The sequence below is a fragment of the Streptococcus sp. 17.1 genome, assembly GCF_016648655.1.
Classification (GTDB): domain Bacteria; phylum Bacillota; class Bacilli; order Lactobacillales; family Streptococcaceae; genus Streptococcus; species Streptococcus salivarius_E.
The window spans coordinates 22790-49110 of record NZ_JACLQM010000014.1 but is presented as its reverse complement, the minus strand read 5'-3'; the positions used below and the strand labels follow the sequence as shown (position 1 = coordinate 49110).

General features: G+C 38.7%; 20 protein-coding genes and 4 pseudogenes. 12 read left to right on the top strand and 12 right to left on the bottom strand.

The features are described 5' to 3' along the window. Window positions 1–93: 93 nt before the first annotated feature. Window positions 94–290 (bottom strand): annotated as a pseudogene (locus H7T99_RS08475) (transposase); the annotation flags it as partial. A gap of 32 nt (window positions 291–322) precedes the next feature. Here H7T99_RS08475 and H7T99_RS08470 point away from each other — a divergent pair. Both H7T99_RS08470 and H7T99_RS08465 read left to right on the top strand, forming a co-directional pair. Next, on the top strand, window positions 323–835 hold the full coding sequence (locus tag H7T99_RS08470; protein ID WP_037600676.1) for an NAD(P)H-dependent oxidoreductase: 513 nt from the start codon (window positions 323–325) through the stop codon (window positions 833–835). A 177-nt stretch (window positions 836–1012) separates the two neighbouring features. Beyond that, window positions 1013–1111: pseudogene (locus H7T99_RS08465) on the top strand (XRE family transcriptional regulator); the annotation flags it as partial. 87 nt (window positions 1112–1198) lie between these two features. Here H7T99_RS08465 and H7T99_RS08460 read toward each other — a convergent pair. The 4 genes from H7T99_RS08460 to H7T99_RS08445 form a co-directional block, all read right to left on the bottom strand. Next, window positions 1199–2110, bottom strand: coding sequence for a helix-turn-helix domain-containing protein (locus tag H7T99_RS08460; protein WP_037600678.1), 912 nt, complete (start codon window positions 2108–2110; stop codon window positions 1199–1201). A gap of 155 nt (window positions 2111–2265) precedes the next feature. Beyond that, window positions 2266–2985 (bottom strand): ABC transporter permease, encoded by a 720-nt coding sequence (locus tag H7T99_RS08455; protein WP_004182331.1) that lies wholly within the window; start codon window positions 2983–2985, stop codon window positions 2266–2268. Continuing rightward, entirely contained in the window at window positions 2978–3814 is an 837-nt protein-coding gene (locus H7T99_RS08450; RefSeq protein ID WP_037600683.1) for an ABC transporter ATP-binding protein, read from the bottom strand. Before H7T99_RS08450 ends, H7T99_RS08455 begins: the two co-directional genes overlap by 8 nt. Window positions 3815–3886: 72 nt before the next feature. Next, on the bottom strand, window positions 3887–4807 hold the full coding sequence (locus H7T99_RS08445) for a helix-turn-helix domain-containing protein (protein ID WP_014632992.1): 921 nt from the start codon (window positions 4805–4807) through the stop codon (window positions 3887–3889). 217 nt (window positions 4808–5024) lie between these two features. Between H7T99_RS08445 and H7T99_RS08440 the strand changes: the two genes are divergently transcribed. From H7T99_RS08440 to H7T99_RS08430, 3 genes and pseudogenes are all read left to right on the top strand, one after another. Continuing rightward, entirely contained in the window at window positions 5025–5546 is a 522-nt protein-coding gene (locus H7T99_RS08440; protein ID WP_225791432.1) for an RDD family protein, read from the top strand. Window positions 5547–5670: 124 nt separating this feature from the next. After that, window positions 5671–6591: pseudogene (locus H7T99_RS08435) on the top strand (multidrug resistance efflux transporter family protein). Window positions 6592–6842: 251 nt separating this feature from the next. Further along, window positions 6843–10757 carry a GH32 C-terminal domain-containing protein gene (locus H7T99_RS08430; RefSeq protein ID WP_230578904.1) on the top strand — a complete coding sequence of 1305 codons (3915 nt, stop codon included), beginning with the start codon at window positions 6843–6845 and terminating at the stop codon, window positions 10755–10757. 83 nt (window positions 10758–10840) lie between these two features. On the opposite strand, the gene sdaAA is transcribed toward H7T99_RS08430, so the two are convergent. Both sdaAA and sdaAB read right to left on the bottom strand, forming a co-directional pair. Beyond that, window positions 10841–11710 carry an L-serine ammonia-lyase, iron-sulfur-dependent, subunit alpha gene (gene sdaAA, locus H7T99_RS08425; RefSeq protein WP_014634647.1) on the bottom strand — a complete coding sequence of 290 codons (870 nt, stop codon included), beginning with the start codon at window positions 11708–11710 and terminating at the stop codon, window positions 10841–10843. Between the two features lie 12 nt (window positions 11711–11722). Next, window positions 11723–12394 carry an L-serine ammonia-lyase, iron-sulfur-dependent subunit beta gene (gene sdaAB, locus H7T99_RS08420; protein WP_037600696.1) on the bottom strand — a complete coding sequence of 224 codons (672 nt, stop codon included), beginning with the start codon at window positions 12392–12394 and terminating at the stop codon, window positions 11723–11725. 276 nt (window positions 12395–12670) lie between these two features. On the opposite strand from sdaAB, the gene H7T99_RS08415 reads away from it, so the two are divergent. From H7T99_RS08415 to H7T99_RS08405, 3 genes are all read left to right on the top strand, one after another. Continuing rightward, on the top strand, window positions 12671–13366 hold the full coding sequence (locus H7T99_RS08415; protein ID WP_037600698.1) for a YjjG family noncanonical pyrimidine nucleotidase: 696 nt from the start codon (window positions 12671–12673) through the stop codon (window positions 13364–13366). 71 nt (window positions 13367–13437) lie between these two features. Next, window positions 13438–15222 (top strand): excinuclease ABC subunit UvrC, encoded by a 1785-nt coding sequence (gene uvrC, locus H7T99_RS08410; RefSeq protein WP_037600702.1) that lies wholly within the window; start codon window positions 13438–13440, stop codon window positions 15220–15222. A 312-nt stretch (window positions 15223–15534) separates the two neighbouring features. Beyond that, the gene (locus tag H7T99_RS08405; RefSeq protein WP_002885362.1) at window positions 15535–15774 is read left to right on the top strand and encodes a protein rep; all 240 of its coding nucleotides are present in this window, start codon (window positions 15535–15537) and stop codon (window positions 15772–15774) included. A 12-nt stretch (window positions 15775–15786) separates the two neighbouring features. On the opposite strand, the gene H7T99_RS08400 is transcribed toward H7T99_RS08405, so the two are convergent. The 3 genes from H7T99_RS08400 to H7T99_RS08390 form a co-directional block, all read right to left on the bottom strand. Beyond that, on the bottom strand, window positions 15787–16143 hold the full coding sequence (locus tag H7T99_RS08400; RefSeq protein ID WP_261787309.1) for a potassium channel family protein: 357 nt from the start codon (window positions 16141–16143) through the stop codon (window positions 15787–15789). A 214-nt stretch (window positions 16144–16357) separates the two neighbouring features. Then, entirely contained in the window at window positions 16358–17908 is a 1551-nt protein-coding gene (locus tag H7T99_RS08395; RefSeq protein ID WP_002885312.1) for a BCCT family transporter, read from the bottom strand. Between the two features lie 134 nt (window positions 17909–18042). Next, window positions 18043–19143, bottom strand: coding sequence for an IS30 family transposase (locus H7T99_RS08390; protein ID WP_037600704.1), 1101 nt, complete (start codon window positions 19141–19143; stop codon window positions 18043–18045). 145 nt (window positions 19144–19288) lie between these two features. Between H7T99_RS08390 and cls (H7T99_RS08385) the strand changes: the two genes are divergently transcribed. The 3 genes from cls (H7T99_RS08385) to cls (H7T99_RS08375) all read left to right on the top strand — a co-directional run bounded on the left by cls (H7T99_RS08385) (window position 19289) and on the right by cls (H7T99_RS08375) (window position 23135). Next, window positions 19289–20839 carry a cardiolipin synthase gene (cls, locus tag H7T99_RS08385; RefSeq protein ID WP_195950893.1) on the top strand — a complete coding sequence of 517 codons (1551 nt, stop codon included), beginning with the start codon at window positions 19289–19291 and terminating at the stop codon, window positions 20837–20839. Between the two features lie 80 nt (window positions 20840–20919). After that, window positions 20920–21432, top strand: a complete 513-nt coding sequence (locus H7T99_RS08380; protein ID WP_037600706.1) for a GNAT family N-acetyltransferase — start codon at window positions 20920–20922, stop codon at window positions 21430–21432. Window positions 21433–21560: 128 nt separating this feature from the next. Next, entirely contained in the window at window positions 21561–23135 is a 1575-nt protein-coding gene (cls, locus tag H7T99_RS08375) for a cardiolipin synthase (RefSeq protein ID WP_037600708.1), read from the top strand. A gap of 169 nt (window positions 23136–23304) precedes the next feature. On the opposite strand, the pseudogene H7T99_RS10735 reads toward cls (H7T99_RS08375), so the two are convergent. Both H7T99_RS10735 and H7T99_RS08365 read right to left on the bottom strand, forming a co-directional pair. After that, a pseudogene (locus H7T99_RS10735) lies at window positions 23305–23391 on the bottom strand (IS3 family transposase); the annotation flags it as partial. A gap of 556 nt (window positions 23392–23947) precedes the next feature. After that, on the bottom strand, window positions 23948–25126 hold the full coding sequence (locus H7T99_RS08365; protein ID WP_079119926.1) for a DNA cytosine methyltransferase: 1179 nt from the start codon (window positions 25124–25126) through the stop codon (window positions 23948–23950). 35 nt (window positions 25127–25161) lie between these two features. Here H7T99_RS08365 and H7T99_RS08360 point away from each other — a divergent pair, with 35 nt between their 5' ends. After that, window positions 25162–26319, top strand: coding sequence for a hypothetical protein (locus H7T99_RS08360; RefSeq protein ID WP_037600712.1), 1158 nt, complete (start codon window positions 25162–25164; stop codon window positions 26317–26319). Window positions 26320–26321 lie beyond the last annotated feature (2 nt).

Sequence of the window (26321 nt, the reverse complement as noted above, 5' to 3'; positions counted from 1 at the left end):
GAAAAAGTAGTGAGTACTCTCTCCCGTCGGAGATTTCTTCACTACTAATCTTAGTATGTTTGTCAACTGTAGTGGGTGACGAAAAGCTAACATCTAGAGAGAACCTGATAGGTTTTCTCTTTTTTTATGTTCAGAGTGATGAAAACACGCTTCCTAAAGTTAATAAAGTTTCTAAAACCGAAGCCCAGACGTTTGATGTCTTTGATAAGCTTATTGGTCCCCTCCAATTTTGCATTTGAGTAATGTGTTTCTAGTGCGTTTTTGATGTATGGTTTGTGTCTAAGGAAGGTCAAGCATAATTAAGATAAGAAAGAGAAACGATATGAAAACCACAATTTTTACATTTCACCCTCAATTAAAAACGGGCTCACGCATTAATAAAGAACTGGCAACAGCTGCTGCTGGAGCTGGTTATGACGTGCGAGATATGTACCAACTGTATCCCAATTTTGACATTGATGTCAAAACGGAGCAAAAGATTCTAGAGGTAAGTGATCGCATTGTACTCCAGTTCCCAATTTATTGGTACCAAACGCCAGCCCTCATGAAACAGTGGTTTGACGTTGTTTTTGAATACGGTTGGGCCTATGGTTCGACTGGTACTGCCTTACAAGGCAAGGAAGTCATGTTGGTAGCTAGTTTTGGAGCTGGGCAAGATGACTACACGAGAAACGGCCGCTTCCATGTAACAATTGAAGAGATTTTAAAGCCTATCACTACGATTCAGTATTTGACAGTTCTAACATTTCTGGAACCTCTTATCATAACTGGTACTTTAAACATGGATCAAGAGTTATTATCAAATAAAGTAAATAAATACCTACAAATAATATAAATAAGACATATCAACCCTCTATAAATGGAATATACTTTATTATTTTTCTGTTTCAAACAATAAAGCATCAATCAATATACTTGAATACTAGTGGATATTATTGAGTATATTTCATATTGTCCAATTAGGACAATACATAAAATTTTTCCTCTATACTTTTCCTTAGGAGAAAGATTGATGTACCGACGTTTAAGGGATTTGAGAGAAGACAATGATTTCACTCAAAAATTCGTTGCCGAAAAACTTTCGTTTACTCAACGATATTCAGGAAAGATAAGAAGCATCTGAGTTTAACTTCAGATGCTTCTTTGGTAGTTATTACATTTGGAATGAATCATGTTTAAAATGTTGATGATATATTTTCTATTTTATGTTTAAATCTTTTTCCATTTCCATTTTAAGATTTTTGATGAAGACTTGATCACCAAAAGCTTCAGCTAGTACGGTAGCTGTATTATAAAGCTCAGTCGCTTTATCTCTATTGTTCTCATAGAAAAGATAATATTTCGCTTCAAAAATGAGTACGGCGGGTTTGTAAGCATGTTGTAGCGTCTTATCAATAATAGTATGCATTTTATCGACAATAGTTTTCATATTTCTATAATCATGATGCATCACATAGATTCCACCTATAGTTGACAATGCCCCTAGTAGTTCAACATTAACTAGCTCTTCCCCTTGTAATTCTTGATTAATTAATTTACATCGAAAACTTTCAACAATTTCTTCATCATAGTCACCAACTTGACATTGAAAGGTATAGTATTTTATTAGCAGAAGGTCATTCAAGGTGTACTCTTCTTTTTTTAATACCTGGTTCAAATAGTCTTCATATACAATCTCAACAAGATCTTCTTTCTTCTCTTCAGATATAAAATTCAGGGTTCTTTCAATGATATCAATGGTTAATAGTTCTTCTTCTGGTAGAATATCAATATAGTTGTCGTAGAGTTCCTCAATATCTTTTAGCTTTTTCTTGATACGTTCGAGGTCGCCATAGACAGGAGACTTCATGAGTTTATATTTAGCCTGATAGTACTCCTCAGGAATGTCTAGTTTTGTTTCACCTAACAAATAGTTGAGGGAAACACCCAATTTATCACTGATGTATTGCAGTTTGACAATGGTTGGTAAAGAACGCCCAAGCTCAATTCTCATCAGTTGTTTTACTGTTAATTCTTCTTCGGTATCACAAACTTGCTCACGTGTTAAACCAAGTCGCTCACGTTCTTCACGAATTCTTTTTCCAATCTCGATTTTAATCTCTTCAGACATTTGTATTTCCTTTGAGTTTTAATTATATAATAATATACCTTAAAATCATGTGAATGAAAAGACTCCAGGGATTTGTCTTTTTATGGTTAGAGAAAAAGATGGGGAATAAACAAAATAACCATCTAACACTCAGTTTAGATGGTTGTGGTTTGGAATTAGGATATTTTTCGTAATCTCTTAGATTGTAGAATGGTCAGTGTAGCAAAGAGGAGCAACCAGGCTAGTAGAGAAAGTGAGCTTGCTATTTGGTCTTGCCACTTAAAGCTTTCAAGCTGGCTTATAGATTTTGTGAACAATCCCATATAACTGTACTTCGTGACATTATCGAAATCTTTACTAATCCCTGAAAGCATTGGAATAAACATACTAATCATTGATACTGGAAGGCTAATTACTTGGGCAGATACTTGAGTTTTACTGATTAATCCGATGAAAAGATTAATCAGCATCATTACTAAAGCTGTAGCAAGCGAGATGATAAGATAAGGACCATAATTATTTTCAATATTAAGTTCGAGTATTCTCGGAATAGCAGTTGTCATAACTAAGCTAATAAGCACTGGATAAAATAAAACTGAAAGAATATAGTTTTTACTGTTAACACCACTTAAAAATAAGGTTCTTAAAATATTTTTTTCCTTTTCTTCGGAAACAATAGTACTGATTGGATTTCCAACTGATAAACTCAAAGATAGGGCTAAACAGTTGACTAATAGATTGACTTTCATTGAGTTGTTTAGGCTACCTTGAATCTCATAGATATGTTTGTAGAGAAAGGCAAACCCTAAAGGAAGGAGAATTTGTAGGATAATGGTTTTATTAGATTTGATAACTCGCTTTCTAAGCCATAGTAAAGATTTTAATTGGTTAAACATTAAGTTTTCCTCCTGTAAGTTGGATGAAGATGTCCTCTAAAGTTGGTTCACATGAGTGGATGGTTTGAATATCTTGAGTAGCACTAATATGATTTAATTCAGAGAAAGGAATCACTTTTTCTTGACCTGAGCAGTAGGTCACTTTTACCATTTTATTTGTATTATATTTCTGAATAAGTTCAGCAGGTTTACCTTCTTCGACAATCTTACCTTTATTTAGAAGTACAATCTTATCGCACAAAATTGTAGCCTCGTGCATGTCATGTGTCGTCAGAAAAATGGTTGTTCCTTGTTGTTTTAGTTCTTCAATAAGAGAATGAATGGTTTGAGACGTTGATGGATCTAGTCCAGAAGTAGGTTCATCAAGAAAGAGAACTTTTGGCTTGTTTATGATAGCTCTCACTAAAAGCATCCGTTGTTTCATCCCTGTAGAGAGCTTTTCTGCCAAGGTTTTACGATGGTCATAAAGACCTACACGTTTTAACAAATCATCAACATACTCTGTCGAAACATTATAGAGTTTTGCGAAGAATAGAAGATTGTCATAAAGTGTCAATTTTTCATAAAAACCACTATTTTCAGTGATTAAACCAATCTTTGACAAATCATCTTCTTTTAACTGAAGGGATGATTTGCCCAAAATATAAGTTTCTCCCTGACTAGGAGTGAGTTGACCTGTTAAGATATTGATTGTTGTCGTTTTACCAGAACCTGATGGTCCAAGGAAACCTAGAATTTCACCTTTTTCAACTGTGAAGTTTAGATTTTCGATTGCTTTATATTTTTGAAATTCTTTGGTTAACTGTTTTGCTACGATAAGGTTTGTCATATCTTGATTTCTCCTATTTGATTATATGAACGAGTATAAACAAAAAAATAACGAATCAAAAGGACATCTATGTCACTTTGATTCGTTACTTGTATCTAAATCATTTTCCATTTCCATTTTAAGATTTTTGATGAAGACTTGGTCACCAAAAGCTTCGGCTAGTACGGTAGCTGTATTATAGAGCTCGGTTGCTTTATCTCTATTGTTCTCATAGAATAGATAATATTTCGCTTCAAAAACAAGTACTGCGGGTTTATAAGCTTGTTGAAGTGTCTTATCAATAAGAACATACATTTTATCAACAACAGACTTCATTTCTTTATAGTCATGATGCATTACATATATCCCAGCTATAGCTGATAAAGCACCTATCAGTTCAACATTAAACAGCTCTTCACCTTGTAATTCTTGATTAATTAATTTTCGTCTAAATTTTTCAATTCTCTCTTTATCATAGTCATAATCCTGACATCGAAATGCATAGTATGAAATTAATAGAAGGTCATTTAAGGAATATGTTTCTTTTTTCAAAGCTTGAACCAAATAGTCTTCAAATACAGATTCAATAAGACTTTCTTCCTCACTAATCATAAAATTCAGGGTTCTTTCAATGAGATCAATAGCTAAAAGCTCGTCCTCTGGTAGCACATCAATATAGTTGTCGTAGAGTTCCTCAATATCTTTTAGCTTTTTCTTGATACGTTCCGAGTCACCATAGACAGGAGACTTCATAAGTTTATATTTAGCCTTGTAATAGTCTTCAGGAATGTCTAGTTTTGTTTCACCTAACAAATAGTTGAGGGAAACACTTAATTTATCACTGATGTATTGAAGTTTGACAATAGTTGGTAAAGAACGCCCAAGCTCAATTCTCATCAGTTGTTTGACGGTTAATTCTTCTTCGGTATCACAAACTTGCTCACGTGTTAACCCTTGACGTTCACGTTCTTCACGAATTCTTTTTCCAATCTCGATTTTAATATCTTCTGACATACATAATTCCTTATGATTTAGTTTTTTAATAATAATATAACGTAAAATTGAAATAAAGTCCAAAAGCCATAATAGAAGTAGTGTATAGTAGAATCTAAAGGAGTTTACAATTATGAAACAATCTTGATTTGCGAGGGCGCTAGCCAGCAGATTTTCTTCTCAAATATTATTTAGAATATTAAAAATGTTATAATAGGAGATGAGAAAGGGGGAGACGATGATGAAAATTATAGCAATAAACCCTATTCCGTTTAAAAAAAGAATGATTGAATTTCTCTTTGATTATCTTTTCATTCTAGCTTATTTAGTTCTTCTGTTTTTAAGTTCGATGCTTATTTACATCATCTTTTTTAATGGTGTCCCAGAGTTTACAGAAATTCAGTCGCAGTGGCTTGTATTTTTCACCTCTGTTTTGCCAATCACGCTCCTTTTCACATTCTTGGATTATAAAAATGATGACAGTTTTGGGAAGGTAAAAGCGGGACTTGAACTGGTCTACCAGAAAAAAACAGTGCAGGCTAGCTTGATTAGAAATGTCATCAAATTTTTACCTTGGCAACTCGGTCATATGGGCACGATTCATGGCTTATATAGTGATTTTGATGTGTTATCCATTATCCTCTCGTTTTCGGCGACTCTACTTGCAGTTTTGCTACTGGCAATGACGATATATAGGAAAGATAAGAGGCATCTAGGAGACCTACTAGCCCGTACACAAGTACAGCTAAGAGGTGACTAAGATACAGGTTGCTTACTTGATTCTTAAGGAAAACTGTATACGATTAAAGGAAGTCATTATGATGACCTCCTTTTTTTATTGCTCTAAATACTGTACAATAGAATGATTACAGGAGTTTACAATTATGAAACAATCTCAATTTGCGAGGGCGCTTTGGTATGGTATTCTGGGTGCTCTCTTTTTTGCTTTTACTTTTATTTTCAACCGTAGTATGAATCTTTCGGGTGGGTCCTGGGTGTGGAGTGCTAGTCTACGTTACTTGTTTAGTTTGCCTATGCTGGCTGTTTTGGCCTGGCGTAAGGGTGAGCTGGCAGGTGTTCTGTCTGCCATTAAGAAAGAACCCTTGACCTGGTTGGTCTGGAGTACGGTGGGTTTTGGTCTTTTTTATGGACCGCTGTCTCTAGCGTCCATTTATGGCGAGTCTTGGTTTGTGGCGGCTACTTGGCAGATTACCATTCTAGCTGGTCTGCTCTTGACGCCTCTATTTGGGTAGAGGGTACCTGGTAAGCAACTGCTTATGACATTGGTTATCCTTTTAGGGATTATTCTCATCCAGATTCCTTACTTTGGTAGTGGTCTTGGTAGCGGTGTGGTCCGTGCTAGTCTTTTGATTTTACTGGCCGCTTTTGCCTATCCTTTGGGCAATCGTAAGATGATGGTCCACTGTAAGCAGGATCAGCTTTCAACGACGCAGCGCGTGTTTGGGATGACCTTGATGAGTACGCCTTTTTGGTTGCTCTTGTCAGTTTTTGCTGTAGCAGATGCTGGGCTTCCATCAGGTGGACAGATTTTACAGTCTTTAATTGTAGCTGTCTTTTCTGGGGTTGTCGCAACCTTGCTTTTCTTCGAGGCAACTAATCTAGTTAAGCATAACCATAAGCAACTGGCAGTAGTTGAGGCTACTCAGGCTGGTGAAGTTCTCTTTACCCTCTTGGGTGGTTGCCTCTTCCTCGGAGATAGTCTACCTAGCCTTTTGGGATTCTTTGGGATTGCTATTGTAACTATTGGTATTATTGGAAATAGCCTGCTAACAGGCTCAGATTAAGCATAAGTATGAGACTTTCGAATGGCAAATTCGGAAGTTTTTTATTTCTATTAAAAATATTATAGAAAAATGCCACATTTTCAGACGATAGTGCTATAATGATATTAAAAGTAAGCGTTTACCGTTTTAATGTAAATCCTAGAGATATTTCCGGAAACTTTGACAGGCTTATTAATAAAGGCGAATGTATTGACTTTGAATTTTCATGAAAACTGAGATAACATTTAATGTTACTCTAAAGAAGGAGAAGAATCATGAATGATACTGTTTGTAAAAATTGGTTTATGCGTAAAAGTGGGAAGACTTGGGTCTACGGCTGTGCCTTGGTAAGCTTTGCAGGTTTGGCCCTGGCTGGTCCTGTCTATGCGGACCAAGTGGAACAGGCAACTGTGAGCCCAACACCTCAAGAAGTGGTAGCTCAAACTGACCATCAAGTTGCCCCTCAAGCGGAGCTTGCTCCTAGCACGACCAAGGAAGTCCCCCAAGTGGTAGAGCCGAGCCCGTCTCTTGTTTCCGAATCTGCTCAAACAGCTCAAGAGAATCCCACTCAGCCTAGCCCTGACCAGTCAAAAGAAGTACAAACACAGGCTAGCGAGGCTGAGAAAGTGACTAACCAAACGCAAGAAGCCGATTTGAATCAGACCAATCAAGAACAATCTCCAGTTGTAACGAATAGCACCAGTCCTGTTCATGTGACAGCGGAAAAAACGGATTTGCCTAATAATGAAGCGGTTACCAATCTAGAAGGGATGACCGCAGACCAAAATGGTCACTGGGAAATGCAGGCTGACGGTATTCATTCAGAAGCTAAAGACAAGGGAGACTCTTTCCTTTATTCTCAATCCGAGGGCAAGAATTTTATCTATTCAACAGATGTGACCTTCAAGGAAGCTGGTGGTGCTGCTGCCCTCATTTTCCGTGGTAACAATGATAGTAGCGATAAAAATATGTACGGGGTCAACGTAGACTCTGGTAACCATAAGGTTAAGTTTTGGCGTTGGGTCAATAATCATGATATTCAACTTGTAGATGAAAAAGATGTAACACCAACTGCCGATGAAACCTACAATCTTAGAGTAGTTGCGGCTAATCAGTGGCTTTCTTACTATGTCAATGATGTGCTTGTCGCAAGTACAGGCGACGCTGTTCTTCAAAAAAGTGATAAGGGTCAACCTCAAGTCCTTCCAGAAGGTTACTTTGGACTTCTTAATTGGAATGCCAATGTCATTTTCAAAAACACCCGCTATGTTAATCTTGATGATGCCAGTCTTCCTTTGATTGACAATCTTGTTGTGACCTCAAAAACAGGATCTGTTGAAAAACAAGCCCAATTCTTCTCTGAAGAACCACTCCATATCCAATATGTGGGACACAATGCAGAGACAGTAGGCTTTGACATCACTAAGCATAATCCAAATGCTGTTATCAAGGTAGAAGATGCCAAGGGAAATGTTTACACAGATATTTCACAATTGCCAGTGGCTGTAGGTGCCAATTACTTTATTATTGAAAGTAGTATGACTGATTCACTAGGCCGTCCTGTGACCTTGACTTATCGTGTTAATATCCACCGCAGACAGAGTGATGATGTGTATTACAACGAGCTTTATCGTGATCAGTATCATTATTCTGTCAAGGATGGCTGGGCTAATGACCCTAATGGCTTGGTCTTCTACAAGGGACGTTACCATCTCTTCTATCAATTTTACGATGATACCAAATGGGGGCCAATGCACTGGGCCCATGCGACCAGCCGAGACTTGCTTCATTGGGATGAAGAGCCTATAGCCTTCTATCCAGATGCAACAGGTCACATGTTCTCAGGCTCTGTCGTGGTTGATAGTACCAATAGTTCAGGCCTCTTCAAATCTCCGGAAGGTGGTCTGGTAGCTATTATCACTTCAAATGGTAATGGGCAACGGATTGAAATTGCCTACAGTGAGGACGAGGGGAGAACTTGGCAAAAATATGACAAGGTAGTTGCCGACTGGTCTCAGGATCCCCTTCAAAACCAAGATTTCCGTGACCCTAAGGTCTTCCGCTGGGATAACCAATGGTTTATGGTCCTTGCAGGTGGTCCACTCCGCATTTATTCTTCACAAGACTTAAAGAACTGGCAAGTGGAAACGACCTATAAGGATTTGCATACGGAATGTCCTGACCTCTATCCGATTGTGGCCAATGATGGGGCTCTCAAGTGGGTCCTCTCACGTGGTGGTCGTTCTTACAAGGTTGGTGATTTTAAACAAGTGGATGGCAAATGGGCCTTTGTAGCTGATGAGGTTTACCAAGACCATGACGAAATCCTGAATTTTGGTAAGGATTCCTATGCTGCCATGACTTATTATGTTCATGATTTTGGAACAGCTGACCATCCAAACATCCCACAATTGACTGAAATTAACTGGATGAACACTTGGGAAGATTATTGCAATCTGGTTGCAGATACTGTTGGTCAAAAATTTAATGGTACTTTTAACCTTAACCTTGACCTTGGATTGATCAAATCGGGCGACCGTTACATCTTAACCCAAACCCCTGTTAAGGCCTACGAAAGCCTTCGTGATACAGACAATGCTCAATATTTTGAAAATGTCACAGTGGCTTCTGACAATGAATTGCTTAAAGATTTCAAAGGCGATACTTATGAAGTGGTTTCTCACTTTGTACCAGGTAAGGACACGACAGCAGTTGGATTTAATCTTCGCGTTGGTGATGGTCAAGCTACTAAGGTCATTTACGATTTAACTAAGGAAACTTTGTCTATTGACCGTAGCCAATCTGGTACTATCCTTTCTGATGCTTTTACTAAGGTTAATAGTCAACAAGTGACTCGCAATGAAGATGGTTCTATTGATTTGCATCTTTATGTGGACCGTGCGAGTGTAGAAGTCTTTGCTAAGGGGAATACGGTAGCTGGTGCTAATCAGATTTTCCCAAGCCCAAGAGCCGTTGGAGCGAGCGTCTTGGTTGAAGGTGGTCCAGCCAAAGCAAATATTGCTATCTACCCAATTAAGAGTACTTGGACTGACAAGAAGGAAGTCACTAAGGCTGTTGCCATGAACACCACAGTTGCAGGTCATTTGGCTCTTGAAGTTGGTCAAAGTAAGGATTTGCAAGTTTACCTCGCACCAGCTTCTGAAGAGCAGGATGTGACATGGACAGTAAGTGATCCAAGTTTGGTGTCCTATACTGAACATGACAATAAACTTTCTCTCAAAGCCCTTCACAAGGGTCATCTCACTGTCACAGCAACTTCAGTTGAAAACCCATCATTGACCAAGACCTTTAATATTGACATTACGCTCAATAATTTTGCGACCAACCTTAAAGGCTTGAAAGCTGTCACTGGTGATTGGTATATTGATGACGATACCCTTTACGATAGCAATGTTAGTGCAAATGACTTCTTCATGGCCTATGAAAGTAATGGCTTCAAGCAATTTGACTATGATATCGATGTCAAATACCAACATGGCTTGGTCAACCTCTTTGTAGCTGCGGAACGTGAAGAACCAGGTCGTGCCTACTCTGTCCAATTTGCTGATAACGATACTGTTCGTCTCTTCCGTTTTGGTGGTGAAACCATCGCTGAAGCTCACTTGGATAAGGCTATCAATGACGGCCAGTACCACCACGTCAAGGTTGAAAAGGGCAAGGACACCATGACAGTCTATGTCGATGGCAAGGAAGTGCTTCATCATCAATTTGATGCTGTGGATAATTACTTCAATCAAGCCCATGTAGGTGTTGGTCTTTGGGATGGCTCAGTAGAATTCCAAAACTTCTTCGTTACTGAAAAAATGACAAACACAAGCAGTGACACTACTGACGAACCAATTAAACCTGATCCTCAGCTAGAACCTAGTCCAGAGCCAAATCCAGAAAATAAAACAGATGAACCTGAGCATCAGCCTGAGCTTGCTCCAGAGCCTGAACCGACAGGACAAAATAATGGTCACGACAGTACAAACACAGTGCCAGATCCATCTCAGGATAATACTAGTAAGCAAGAAGAAAGTAAGGCTCCAGTGGAAACACCTAAGACTGTCACTCCACTAGTTGAGAACCTTCTCAAAAAATTCAACGCATTTAGTCTCTCAACTTTTCTTGCAAGTATTGCCAAAGAAACATGGCACTTTTTGACAAAATGGCTATTCAGCTAAAATCAAAACGTTGAAAAGGCTATGTAATAAGAAAAAAACTTAGAAGTATGAGTGCTTCTAAGTTTTTTTGTTTCTACTAAAAATTATCCAAAAATTTCTTTTGCGAGTGCTTTTCCTTTCGGAGTTGCTGCTAAGCCACCTTCAGCAGTTTCACGGAAGGCAGTTGGCATAGCTGAACCAACCTGATACATAGCATCAACGACCTGGTCGACTGGAATGGCTGATGTGATGCCTGCCAAGGCCATGTCCGCAGCTACTAGGGCAAAGCTTGCCCCCATAGCATTACGTTTGACACATGGGACCTCAACCAATCCGGCTACAGGGTCGCAAATGAGTCCCAACATATTCTTAAGCACAAAGCAGATGGCCTGGCTGGCTTGGAAAGGTGTTCCACCAGCAGCCATTGTAATAGCGGCAGCAGCCATAGCAGAGGCGGAACCGACTTCAGCTTGGCAGCCTCCCTCGGCACCAGATATCGAGGCATTATTTGCGATGACTAAGCCAAATGCACCAGCAGTAAAGAGAAAATCCAATTGTTGTGATTCGGTTAAGCCCAGTTTTTCGATAGCAGTTGTAAGAACAGCAGGTAGACAACCAGCTGATCCAGCAGTTGGTGTGGCACAAACCAAGCCCATCTTGGCGTTAGATTCATTGACTGCCATGGCATTTCTAGCAGCACCTAAGACGGCAGAATCAGCCAAGGTCTTTCCATTTTTGATATAGGCATCCAGTTTGGCAGCGTCTCCCCCGGTTAAGCCAGTTGGTGATTTCTCAGGAGACAAACCAGCCTGAACAGACTCCTTCATCACTTCAAGATTTCGAGCCATCAGAGCTAGGATTTCAGGACGTTCCCGTCCAGTTAGCTCTGTCTCTGTAGCAATCATGAGTTCGGCGATATTACCTTGGTAATCTCGGTCAGCTTGTTGAACTAATTCTTCAATAGTGTAAAACATGCAATCCCCCTCTTAGCTGAAAAAGTTGACATTATGTAGATGAGGAATTCTAGCGATTTCAGTGACGGCCTCATCACACTGGTGCGAGTCAATTTCGATAATCATAATGGCCTTTTCACCGGCGTTTTCCCGAGTAACAGTCATTTGGGCGATATTGATGCCATAACGCGACAAAATATCTGTGACAAGGGCAATCATTCCTGGAACGTCTTGGTGGACAATGATGAGAGTCGGTGTATTCATCTTGAGATTGACCGCAAAACCATTGAGTTCAGTTACTTGGATATTTCCTCCACCGATAGAAACGCCTGTGGCAGAAATGGTTTTTGTAGCATTTTTTAAGGTGATACGAGTCGTATTGGGGTGTGGCGCATTACTATCCTTGTTAATTTTCCAGTAGACCTTAATGCCTTTTTCGTATGCGATATCCAGAGCGCGTGGGATGTCAGGGGCGTCCGTTTCCATACCTAAAATACCAGCCACTAGAGCCACATCTGTCCCGTGACCTCGATAGGTTTTGGCAAAGGAATTAAAAAGTTGAAATTCTACCTCAGTCGGTGTCTCACCAAAGATGGCAGAAACAATCTTGCCAATACGAACAGCTCCTGCAGTATGACTAGAGGAAGGCCCGACCATGACAGGTCCGATGATGTCAAAAACGGATTGAAATTTTAAATTTTTCATAACACGCCTCGTTTGATTAATCTTGTATTTTCAGTATACCACGAATTAAAGAGATTCGCTGTTTAAGTAAAAATCTATAGAATCAAAAAAAATAACCTACTTTAAGCTTTCTTTAAGCTTCAATGGATATAATAGCAGTCTATTAAGTAAGCAATACTTATTTTTCATAAATCTGAGAGGGTGGCCTGTGGGTCGCCCTTTTGTGTTTCTTTAATTATATGTAGCTGGATTGTGGTAAAATAGAGCCTAAAGATTTCCAGTTAGAAAGGATATACCATGACCTACACGCATTTACTTTTCGACCTTGACCACACCCTCCTAGATTTTGACCGTGCTGAAGATTTGGCTTTGACCTACCTTCTTGAAGGGGCTGGGGTGGCTTCACGAGATCTTAAAGTTTACAAGGATCACTATATCCCCATGAATCGTTCCATGTGGGAAGATCTCAATCATGGTTTAATCACTAAGCCGGAATTGCTTCGCACTCGCTTTTCTCGTCTTTTTGAGCATTTTGGACAGGAGGTTGATGGCAGTCACTTAGCTGGCCGTTACCAGCATTTCTTGAGCCAACAGGGGCAGGAGTTGCCTCAGGCCCATGCTTTCTTATCGAACGTTAAAAATCGCGGTCACAAGATTTATGCAGCAACTAATGGTGTTAGCTACATCCAACGTGGTCGTCTGCAAGCCTCAAGCATCTTGCCTTTCTTCGACGATATTTTCATTTCAGATGAAGTGGGTGCCCACAAACCGTCTACGGACTTTTTTGAAAAAATTGCGGATCAGGTGAATGACTTTCATCCCGATTCGGCCCTCATGATTGGTGATAGTCTAACTGCTGATATTCAAGGTGGTAATAATGCAGGAATTGACAGCATTTGGTTTAATCCAAAAGGTTTGGTTAATGAGACTCCAGCTGTTCCAACCTATCAAGTCAAAAACTACCAAGAAATTTTGACGATTTTGAGCAAATAGACCTCTTTTCAAATTGTATTTACCCATGACTATTAAGAGCTTTTCAGCTCTTTTTTTGCTACAATGAAAGCATGAATAATCTGATTAAACATAAGCTGGAATTGCTCCCAAACAACCCGGGGTGCTATCTCCACAAGGACAAATTCGGCAATATTATCTATGTCGGTAAGGCTAAAAATCTAAAAAATCGTGTGCGTAGCTATTTTCGTGGAAGTCATGATACTAAGACGGAGCTTTTGGTATCTGAGATTGCAGACTTTGAATTTATCGTAACCGAGTCCAATATTGAGGCCCTGCTTTTGGAAATTAATCTTATCCAAGAGAATATGCCTAAATTCAACATCCGCCTCAAGGATGACAAGTCTTATCCATTTATCAAGATTACTAAGGAGCTCTATCCAAGGCTCTTGATTACCCGCCAGGTTAAGAAGGATGGCGGTCTCTATTTTGGTCCTTACCCAGACTCTGGTGCGGCCAATGAAATCAAGAAGCTTTTGGACCGTATTTTCCCCTTTAAGAAATGTAAAAATCCGGCCAATAAGGTCTGTTTCTATTACCATATTGGCCAATGTAATGCCCACACCATCTGTCACACCACTGAGGACTATTGGCAAGGTTTGGTTGAAGATGTCAAGAATTTCCTAAACGGTCATGATGATAAAATCGTTAATCAGCTTAAGGCCAAGATGAAGGATATGTCTGACCAGATGGAGTTTGAGCGTGCTGCGGAGTATCGCGATTTGATTGAGGCGGTTTCGACGCTTAGGACCAAGCAAAGGGTTATCCGTCAAGACATGCAGGACCGTGATATCTTCGGTTACTACGTGGATAAGGGGTGGATGTGTGTTCAGGTTTTCTTTGTTCGCCAAGGGAAACTCATTCAGCGTGATGTCAATATGTTCCCTTATTATAATGATGCTGAGGAAGATTTCCTAACCTATATGGGTCAGTTTTATCTGGATAGTCGTCATCTCAAGCCTAAGGAGATTTTCATTCCAGGAGACATTGATCAAGAGTCTGTTGAGGCTCTAGTTGGAGATGAGGTCAAGGTCTTTAAACCTCAACGTGGAGAGAAGAAGCAGTTGGTTAATCTGGCGACGAAAAATGCCCGCGTCAGTTTGACCCAAAAATTTGATCTCCTCGAAAAAGACTTGGCTAAGACCCAAGGAGCTATTGAAAATCTAGGCAAACTCATGGGGATTCCGACACCGGTCCGTATCGAGTCTTTCGATAACTCTAATATCATGGGAACTAGCCCTGTCTCTGCCATGGTTGTCTTTGAAAATGGTAAACCTAATAAAAAAGAGTACCGCAAATACAAGATTAAGACTGTTGAAGGCCCTGACGATTATGCCAGTATGCGTGAGGTCATTCGTCGTCGCTATAGTCGTGTCAAACGTGATGGTCTAACGCCACCAGACCTCATTATCATGGATGGTGGTCAAGGTCAGGTCAATGTAGCCAAGGATGTGCTTCGCAAGGAACTCAATCTATCTATCCCAGTTGCAGGTCTTCAGAAAAATGACAAGCACCAAACCAATGAATTGCTTTTTGGAGATCCTTTGCGAGTCATTGATTTGCCACGTCAATCCGAGGAATTTTTCCTCCTTCACCGTATTCAGGATGAAGTACACCGCTTTGCCATCACCTTCCATCGTCAAGTCCGTAGTAAGAATAGTTTCAGTTCTAAACTTGATGGCGTGGAGGGGTTAGGACCTAAGCGCAAACAAAAACTTCTCAAACACTTCAAGTCTATGACAGCTATCCAAAAAGCCAGTGCCGAAGACATTCAAGCTCTTGGAATCCCTGAAAAAGTAGCAGAGGCTCTGTTAGATAAATTAAATGATAACAATTAAGTTAGACTTTTCAAGTAACTCAGAAAAACTTGGTAGGGTGATTGATAATTCAATGATTTCCTAGGAATTCTATTTCTTGAGAGTGGGACAGAAATCGGTAATTCGTTAGAATTCGATTTCGTCGTCCCACCTCCGCACAGTTGAGTAGGGCAGTAAAAGCTGATGAAATCAGCGTAGTAGAGCCCACTCAACCACTGCGTCTTGCTCGACAATCCAAAAACAATAAAGAGGCTAGGACTTTTGTCCCAGCCTCATAATTTTGAGAAATATTAGTAAAATCCATTTGATGTCGAGAAAGAGAATGACAAACAAGTGATTGTCTTGTCTGAAGAGACGAAAGAACGGATAACGGGTGATTTGTTTGAGGGACTTTATCGGAAACGACAGATTGGATTTGGCAAACTCTTCAAGACTATCAAGAAAGAATTAGACTTAGATGATGTCGAAGATGGTAATCTTGTTCAGACTGGAGAGGATAGTCAAGAAGTATCGCGAGGTCAGGAAATTGTAGCCGTTTGGAATTGGCAGAGAAAGAATTATTTTTTACAGTAACTAAGAAATATGTTAGTCAGTTTTATTATTAGGTGTATTTAATTTGCTGTAGTAATTGACAATTACGGCTGATAAGCATCCAAAAAAAATAAGTCCATATACAGTTAAAAAGACGCTAGTAATACGTCCGATTAGAGTAGTAGCTAGTATATCTCCGTAACCTACTGTTGTTGATGTGACAAAAGCATACCATAGTCCATCCCAGTAATTACTTATTTGAGGTTCAACTAATAAAAGTATTCCTCCTGAAATAAAAATAAAACTTACAAAACTTATCAAAAATTGATTAAATCCTGTAACTTTTATAATATGAAATAGAGTATTTAAACGTTTCATTTGGTTCTCCTTTGTTATAGTGTTAATGAAAATTATAGCATACAAAAAGTGTTTAAATATGTATTTTAGACACTTTTTATATTAATTTTTATTATGTTTTCTTGATAGTAAGCCTCTATCGTTACAAGCTCGTTTGTGGTAAGATGAGTATAGGTCATTTATGTTAGTTCCTTTCAGACAAATGTGGTGTTTATCTGAGCCTAACATAGGCTTTTTCTGTCTAGCTTAATTTTACAAATTGGGTTATTTATTCTTCATAAGATTTGAAGGGTTGATCTTTTTTAGGGTATCGTGTCGGTGTGATTGACAGTCCCATCTTGTCTTTTTCGTGTAGCAATTCAATGACTAGGGAAACCATGATCAGTACCATGATGAGTGAAAATGGAAAGGCTACGATAATCAGCGTATTTTGCAAGGCTACTAAGCCCCCTGAAAGAAGTAAGACGATGGCAATAGTCGCAAGGAGTACGCCCCAGAAGATTTTAAGGTTATTCTTTGGTTTGAGATTCCCATCATCAGAGAGCATAGCTAGCACATAGGTCGCAGAGTCTGCTGACGTGATAAAGAAGGTAATGATCAAGATGATGGCAACAACGGAGGCAATAAAACCAAATGGCAGTTGACTGAAGGTTGCAAACAAGGTCTGCTCACTTGGAAACTGTGTTAAATCTACATTTCCAAGTGATTGAACATGCGTTGAAAGTGTTCCAAAGGTAGAAAACCATAAAAAGCTTAATACAGTCGGTGCTAATAAGACGATGGATAGAAATTGTCTGATACTACGTCCTTTAGAAATTCTGGCAATAAAAACTCCCACGAATGGTGACCAAGAAATCCACCAAGCCCAATAGAAAATCGTCCAAGTATTGATCCAGTCACGATTGTATTGACCAAAGGAACCAGCACTGAAACTCATACGGAAGAAATTGGAAATATACAGTCCGATACTATCGGTCAAGGTATTAAAAATCTGGACTGTGGGACCGATGATTATGGTGATGGCGAGTAGTCCAACCGCTAAAATAAGATTGGTGTTTGATAAGATTTTTACCCCTTTTCCAAGACCAGAAAGGGCTGAAATGGTAAAGAGGATGGTTGTGATAATTATGATAATAACTTGCACAAGGGCATTGTTTGGAATACCAAAGAGGTAGTTGAGTCCCCCATTGATTTGGGCTGCCCCAAAACCAAGAGTGGTTGCCACCCCGATAACAGTAGCGACCACTGTAATCGTATCTACGATCTTACCAAGGCTACCGTTTGTTTTTTTACCAAACAAGGGCTTTAAGGTAACCGATAAAAGATATTTCTCTTTTTTTCGGAAACCAAAGTAGGCAAGGGCCAGGGCGATTAAAGCATATATTGCCCAGGCATGGATGCCCCAGTGAAAGAAAGTGTAACGGAAAGCATCGGCTAAGGCTTCCTGCGACCCTGGGGTAGCTCGTACCGTTGAAATGGCATAATGGGATAAGGGCTCTGCGGCACCGTAGAAGACAAGGCCGATTCCCATTCCAGCAGAAAATATCATGGCAATCCAAGAGATAGTAGAGTGTTCAGGCACCGAATTGGGTTCCCCCAGTTTGATTTGCCCAACGGGACTAACCAGGAAAAAGCCACAAAGTAGAACGATTGACGTGACCAGTAATAAGTAAAACCAGCCAAGTTTATCTGAAATAACTTCCCTTAGTTGTTCTGACCAAACTTGGTAGCCGTCAGGCATAACAATACCAAGAAGGACCAGGATAGCCAGTAGCACAAAAGAGGTTTTTAAGACCGGCGTTAAATTTTTAGTTGACATAAAATCTCCTTTCATTCTCTACCATTATATCAAAAATGATAATAACTTAAAAATGAGGGGAGATTAGATAACACCCAGCTAGTTATAATTTTTAGTTGATTAACTAGAGACGTTTAAGAACCTAAATTGTCAAATTAAGTTAGACTTTTCAAGTAACTCAGAAAAACTTGGTAGGGTGATTGATAATTCAATGATTTCCTAGGAATTCTATTTCTTGAGAGTGGGACAGAAATCGGTAATTCGTTAGAATTCGATTTCGTCGTCCCACCTCCGCACAGTTGAGTAGGGCAGTAAAAGCTGATGAAATCAGCGTAGTAGAGCCCACTCAACCACTGCGTCTTTCTCGACAATCCAAAGACAAATTGAGAGGCTAGGACTTTTGTCCCAGCCTCATAATTTTGAGAAACATTCGTAAAATCCATTTGTTTCGGTAATCCATTTCGTCTTAATAAGCCATTAGAATGTTCATTGAGACCTCGTTGACCAGGACATCCTGGATCCGCAAAGAAACTATCAATGTCATGTGCATTCGAAATAGATTTCCAATTAGAAAATTCTTTCCCACAATCAAAAGTTATCGACTTAAAGAGATGACTGGAAACTTGAGACAACCATTGATTGATGGAGGCCTCAATATCACTTGCTTTCCGTCCATTGGTTTTCAGTGTGATGATGGCTTTTGAGCAGCGTTCTACTAAGGTAATGACTGCATTTTTGTGTTTTTCTCCCACAATTGTATCCCCTTCTAGATGACCGAATTCCGTCTTAAAATTAGGATAACTGTCTGCTCTCTCACGTAAATCTCTGAGCAACACTTGTTTTCCTCGTTTTTCGCTATGACCATTTGGTTTTCTTTTGCCTTTCCAAGGGAGATCCTCTTTCTTTAGAATACCACGGTCTGCTAGTCGATAGAGAGTTCTCATAGAACAAGAAACTCTATCTGGATAAGTTCCTTTAATGACATCAAGGCTCCAATTTTGTACTAAATGAGTTTGGATAAAATCTTTTTCTGTTTGCGTAAGACTGGTTTTATTCCTGCCACAGCGTTTCTTATTGATTTTATATCGGTTATAGTAATCATAAGCAGAGTGCCCCTCTTTCAGATAGTTGATGACATTGTAGATTGTCTGTTTTGATCTGCCAAGTGAAGTCACAATATCTAAAACTTTTATGTTTTCTTGATAATAAGCCTCTATCATTACAAGATCGTTTGTGGTAAGATGAGCATAGGTCATTTATGTTAGTTCCTTTCAGATAAATGTGGTGTTTATCTGAGACTAGCCTAGATGGCTTTTTCTGTCTAGCTTAATTTTACAAATTTTGTTATAATAAGATTAACAAAAAAAGATAAGGAGTCATGCTATCAAAAACGAAACTAAAATTGAACGTCTTTATGATAAGAGTCGTCGCGGCTTTCTTCGTGGAATCTTTAGTCGTGCTACGATTATCTTCTTAATCATCTTACTGCAGCTTGTTGTTGTGGCCATGTCTTACTTATGGTTGCAACAATATAGGGTCCATCTTCAGGTGACAGAAGTAGTCCTTCGTATTTTGGCCATTATTTATCTCTTCCAGAGTGATATGGAATCAACAGCCGTCAATACTTGGCTCCTGCTTGTATTGCCTTTTCCTATTATCGGAACCTTGCTCTTGGCTTATACGAAACTTGATCTAGGTTACACAGGGATGAAGCGTGCTATTCAGAGCAATATTGACCGCAGTTCTGGTATTTTGAAACAAGATGATCAGGCCCTCGAAGAGCTTAAACAGCGTCACACAAGTAACTATAACTTGGTCCAATATCTCGAAAATGTGAATGGGCATTTTCCGGTATATCGTCACACGAAGACAACCTATTTCCCAAGTGGGGAAGCTAAGTTTGAGGAAATGAAGAAACAGCTCCTTAAAGCAGAGAAGTACATTTTCTTGGAATATTTCATCATTGGTGAAGGTGAAATGTGGGGTGAAATCCTAGCAATCTTGAAACAGAAGGTTCAAGAAGGGGTGGAAGTTCGAGTTCTGTATGACGGTATGAATGAATTTTCAACCTTAAGTTTCGACTATAAGAAACGTTTGCAAAATATAGGCATTCAATCTCGTGTTTTTGCCTCAGTGACGCCTTTCTTGTCTACCTATTATAATTACCGTGACCATAGAAAAATCTTGCTGATTGATGGTAAGGTTGCTTTTACAGGCGGGATTAATTTAGCTGACGAGTATATTAACAAGATTGAGCGTTTCGGTCATTGGAAAGATACTGCACTCATGCTGGAGGGGCCAGCGGTTGATACTTTCTTAGTCCTCTTTCTTCAGATGTGGACCTACTCTCATGAACTGCTAGATGTGACATCCTATATGGTTGAACATGAGGGCTTTGACACTCCTGGTTTTGTCGTACCTTACGGGGACAATCCACTTGATAAGGATAAGGTCGGTGAAAATGTCTATATTGATATTCTTAACCATGCTCGTGATTTTGTTCATATCATGACCCCTTATCTCATTTTAGATGGTGAGTTACTGCATGCTTTGAAATTTGCGGCTGAGCGTGGGGTAGACGTCAGTATCATTATGCCTGGCATTCCTGATAAAAAGTCAGTTTACTACCTAGCTAAGACCTACTACCCAACACTGCTAGCCTCTGGCGTTAAAATCTATGAGTACACACCTGGATTTATTCATGCCAAGGTCTTTGTAAGTGATAATAGTAGGGCTGTTGTAGGAACCATTAATTTAGATTACCGAAGTCTATATCATCATTTTGAGTGTGCGACCTATCTCTATAGGACTTCTTCGGTTCTTGCTATTGAGGAAGATTTCCAAGCGACAAAAGACCAGTGTCACCGAGTCAGCACGACTGACGTTGAAAAACTTCCATTCCATCAAAAGGCCTTAGGCTTATTGACCAAACTAGTGGCGCCATTGATGTAATGTCAATTTTTGTAAGAAGAGGGTTGAGCCCTCTTTTTTTATAGTATAAAATAAAGATAATGAAGTCGAAGGAGAAAATGATGTTAACCATTCGTCCAGCCAACTTGGCTGATGCACAAGCTATTCAGGTCATCTATGCACCCTATGTTGAGAAGACGGCCATTACCTTTGAATATGAAGTTCCCAGTGTTCAAGAATTTGAGAATCGTATCAATAAAACCCTTGAAACTTACCCTTATCTGGTCGCTGAAGAGGATGGACAAGTTCTCGGATATGCCTATGCTTCAACCTACTATGCCCGGACAGCTTATAATTGGACAACTGAATTGTCCATCTATTTGCATGAAGATGCCCGTGGTCGAGGTTTGGGAAGCCAGCTCTATGATGCCCTAGAGAAGGAACTTGAGAAGCGTGGGTACTTGCGTTTCCTAGCCTGCATTGCAGTTCCTAACGAGGCCAGCATTGCCATGCATGAAAAACGTGGCTATGTTCAAGTTGCCCATTTTCCAAAAGTTGGCTACAAGTTTGAGCAATGGCACGACATCGTCTGGATGCAAAAGACCATAGATGGTCCTGTCAGGAAAATACAGTAGAAATCACGACATTTGTAAACCACAATGGCTAATTATCCCTGCCTTTTGCATAGGCTAAAACGATACTAATAAAATTATTGAAAGAGATCGGAAAGTTGTGATGGTCTCCCCTACATGAAGGAGCTTATATGTCTCAAGTAAGCAGTGCTAGACTGTTACCTCAAAAGCCCTCCAGATGGGCTAAAATTCTACTTAACCGAAAGGTTCCCATTCTCCTGTTCTTCTTACTGGAATTGGCCTTTCTTGTCTTTTCATATCTCAGCCTACAAGAGCATTTCCCATCCATTATCTTATGGGAACACTTGTTGAGTGTCTTTACCTTCTTTTACTTGCTCAATCGTTCCATGGATTCTCGTTCCAAACTGTCCTGGATGATTATCATTGCCCTCTTTCCAATTTTTGGGACGGCTCTGCTTTACTTTTCACTGGCTGATTTGGGTGTGAGACGCTTGAAGAAACGGCTTGAGGATGCTACAGTGCAGGTATCCGACTATCTAAGTACCGATCCAGAAGTTGCTGATTATTTATCCCAAAGTGATCGCCAATTACAGAAATTAGCTTATTTTTTGGAGCATAGTCCAGCACAGTTTCCTATCTACAGAAACACAGAGGTTACCTATTTTCCACTTGGAGATGACATGCTTCCAGCCTTGTTGGAGGATTTGAAAAAGGCGGAGCGTTATATCTTCATGGAATATTTCATCATTGACGAAGGAATCATGTGGGGCGAGATTTTAACCATTTTAGAGGAGAAGGCCAAGGCAGGTCTGGACGTTCGTGTCATGTTTGATGGGATGAATGAGATGACTACCTTGTCCTACGATTATATTGAGCGACTACACAAGGTTGGTATTAAAGCCCAGGCCTTCTCACCAGTCAAACCCGTTCTATCAACCTATTACAATTACCGAGACCATCGAAAAATCACAGTGATTGATGGGCTGGTTGGTTATACTGGTGGCGTTAATATCGCTGATGAGTATGTTAATAAACGAGAACGCTTTGGTCATTGGAAGGACACGGCCCTTCGCTTAGATGGTTCAGCAGTTCAAACGCTAAAAGCTCTCTTTTTGACCATGTGGTCAGTGACTGGAATAGAAGATAAAAGGGAAATGGAGCACTATCTACAAGAAAAACCTCAACAAAGAAAGAGCCAGGGCTTTGTACTCCCTTATGGCAATTCACCGCTGACCTACCACAAGGTTGCAGAAAATGTTTATTTACATCTTCTAAATACATCAACTAATTATGTCTATATCATGACGCCTTATCTGATTTTGGATGACGAATTGGTTCGAGCCATGACCTTTGCGGCCAGACGAGGTGTTGATGTTTGTATCATTATGCCAGGAATTCCAGATAAACAGTATGCCTTTGATATTGCGACGACCTATTTTAAAGTGCTCTTGGATGCTGGCGTCCGTATTTTCCGTTATACCCCAGGCTTTGTCCATGCTAAAGTATATGTTTCTGATGGCCAACAAGCTGTGGTAGGAACCATTAATACAGACTACCGAAGTCTCTATCAAAATTTTGAAGATGGGGTCTATCTCTACAAAACTCTGGAAGTGCTAAAGATTGAAGAAGATTTTGAGAAAACCCAGGCTCTATCAGAGGAAGTCACTCTGGAAAGTCTGTCTAAAATACCTATGGCTCATCGTCTAGGTGGCTATCTCTTTTCTCTGATTGGACCTTTGATGTAATCTTCTTTATAAATTTCCCCGTTTTTTGTTCTATGGTATAATAAGACCATTAGATGAAAAGGGGATTTTTTAATGAAAAAAGCAATGACTCTCTGAACTGCCCCCAAAAGTTAGACAATGTATTTAAGAAAAGGATTTAGTTATGTATTGCACAGGACTAAGTCCTTTTCTACCATTTGTCAAGTGTATCAAGGTATTTGATGAAAAATAGTTTTACCTTAATTCGTTTATTGTTGTAATAATCAATATAATCTAAGTCTTATCGGAAACTTTCTGTAACTCTTCCTTAATAGTCTCTTGCTTTCTCGCTATAAGATTTCGAACCTGTCTTCTGGGTATTTTAGTTGCTCTTTTTCTTCTCCCAATAATTGTATACTCGTTTTTCGTGTATGATACTAACCATTGTCACCATAGAACGATTAGGTAAAGTCTAAGACGCTGATACACTTCTCTGTGAACGACCTTCCAGTAGAATTTTATTAATTATTTTTTTATTTAATTCAGGGAAATCGCAACAATCTTTCCCCTTTTTAACGATTTTTATTCCATAACGGTTAATTAATTCAATCATGTACTTAAGGTTAGGAATATTTATACTCAAGATATTTGCAAGTTACTCTAAGCTATATCCTTGGTTTCTAAGGTCATAGATTTTACGCTTGTCATCATAAGTCAATTTCATAAAAAAAAACACCTCAAAAGTTAGATTTTTTCTCTCTAACTTTTGGGGTGCATTACACTCATATAGTGAACTTTTTTTATACAGTATTGCAATTTTACAGTTAAGACTTTAAACTATGAATAGTTTATTCTTAATGATTTTCAAGGTTGTGAAGTGAGTAAATAACAGCTCTTGCTATGTGCCAAGCTAAAATAGGAGGAACTGCATTTCCTATAGCCTTGTATGCTGATGATGTGCTAGTGTTAAAAATGAAATTATCAGGAAAAGATTGTATCCTAGCACATTCTCTAACGGATAGCCTTCTCCATCCTTGTTTATCTCGGTGATCATTAGGATTATTGGTATAGTTAGGATCTGTATTATAATGCGCTTCAATATTGCCGTGATGCTCAGCACGTATCGTGGGAGCAGGGGCATTTCGTTGAATTTGATTATTTCCTTGTCGTTTTATATCGTCGCCATAGAATTTCGCATGAGATACATTATTCCAATTATGATTTGGAATTTGGTTTGTATTAAATAAATTCCAGATATCTTCTAAACCATCAAAAGCTGTACGTGGAGTTGTCGCATGTGTAGGACTTGGATAAGAAATATCAATATTCCTACCTAAGTCACTTCTAACTCCCACAATGATAACTCGTCTTCTTGATTGTGGAACGCCATAATCTGCTGCGTCTAATACGTTGTATTGTACATTATATCCAATTTCATTAAAATGGTTCATAATGATTTCTAATGCTGTTGCGTTAACGTTTTCTAAGTTATTATTACGTGTATTGCGAATTCCATCGACATTTTCAGCAACAAATACTTTTGGTTGATAATGCTGGATAAAACGACTCATTTGAAGGTATAATTGTCCACGTTCATCATTTAGTCCAGCCCTTTTACCAGCTATGCTAAAGGTCTGACAAGGGAAACCACCTAAAATAATATCGATGCCATTTGGGTTATTTTGATTTTCATTCCGAGTATTTGGAATGAAGCCGTATTTTTGGTCAATTTCTTCTAAATCAATTTCGTTAATGTTTGTAGTATCTACATCGTGATCAATGTCAAAATTATCTTTGTAAATTTGAGTTGCTTGAAGAAAAATATCGTTGGCATATCTTAGATTGATAGGGTTTTGTGAGTATTCTTGATTGAAGAGCTGAAAACCACCTTTAAATCCATAGTCCATTCCTCCGGCACCAGAGAATAAACTTAGTACATTATAGTGAATGGGGGTGTTTAAAATATCTTGAATTAAATCATCAATTTCAGTTACGTTTACAAATTGTGTATGTTCATGGAATACTGAAGACATGTACAGCACCTTTCTAATAGGAGAATATTAATATAATGGAAGAGAAAATCGAATACCTCTTGAGTGAGGTAAGAAAGTTAATAGAAGATAAACCTTTAGACGATTTAGGGATTGACTTTAGTAAAATTGACGGTGAATATTTTGAAAATGTTTTTAAGAAAAAATGTGAGGAAATTCTAGAGAAACAAGAATTTCAAGGCATTAAGTTAGAAGATATTCGAGGTCATAAGTTTCCAGACTTTATCTTAAACTATAATAATAAAAAATATGGAGTCGAAATTAAATCAAGTGAAAAGGGAAATTGGACCATCCCTGGAAATTCAGTTTTTGAAAATACTCCAACCAACGATTTTGAAGATATTTTTGTATTTTTTGGTAGCTTTAAGGAAAAGGAAAACGCTTTTAAAGTTAAACTTACTGAATATTGGAAAGCTGTGAAAGATATAAAAGTTACTCATAGCCCTAGATTTGAAATAAGTGTTAGAGAAGATGCTGAAACAAGCTTTTTTGAAAACTGGGATAAATTTGTCGCATTTAAACAACAAAGTAAGGAAGAAAAAACAGAATATCTTCAAAAATTTCTTAAAGAACAAAAAGAAGGTCAGAATCTCTGGTATGTCCAGTCTACAGACGGACAAGCGGAGCCGATGCTCTTTGAAGACCTAAAAAAAGAACTTCAGAGTGAGATTTTAGCAAAGTGTTTTATTCTTTTTTCGTCTGATATTTTCAGAGTTAAACAATCACTAGATTCACAGAGATATTTAATGGACAGTAACTATAAAGGGATACTACGATATTTATTAGATGATTATTTCGTATTTAGTGCATCTATAAGAGATAAATTTTCTAATGGTGGTAGAAAAGGTTTATTGGATGATAAAACACCTCCAAAATTTCCTGCTGTTTTCAAAAAATTCTCAGTTTTGGGAAATAAAATTTATATTATTTTAGAGAAGCTTGATAAAGGAGAATTGAGCGATTTTAAGGAAACTTTACTCACTATTTGGAACGGAAGTGAAAACGAAGCTAACTATGATGATATTAGCTTCATCGAATCTTACAAAGCTCATTTAAATTATTTAGAGAATGAGTCTAACCTTCGATATATAATTCGTGAAGAACTAGGAGAATTAGACGTTGATGATAAAACAAGTATTCTATCGAGCAAAATCTCTTCACACTGTAAACTATAACA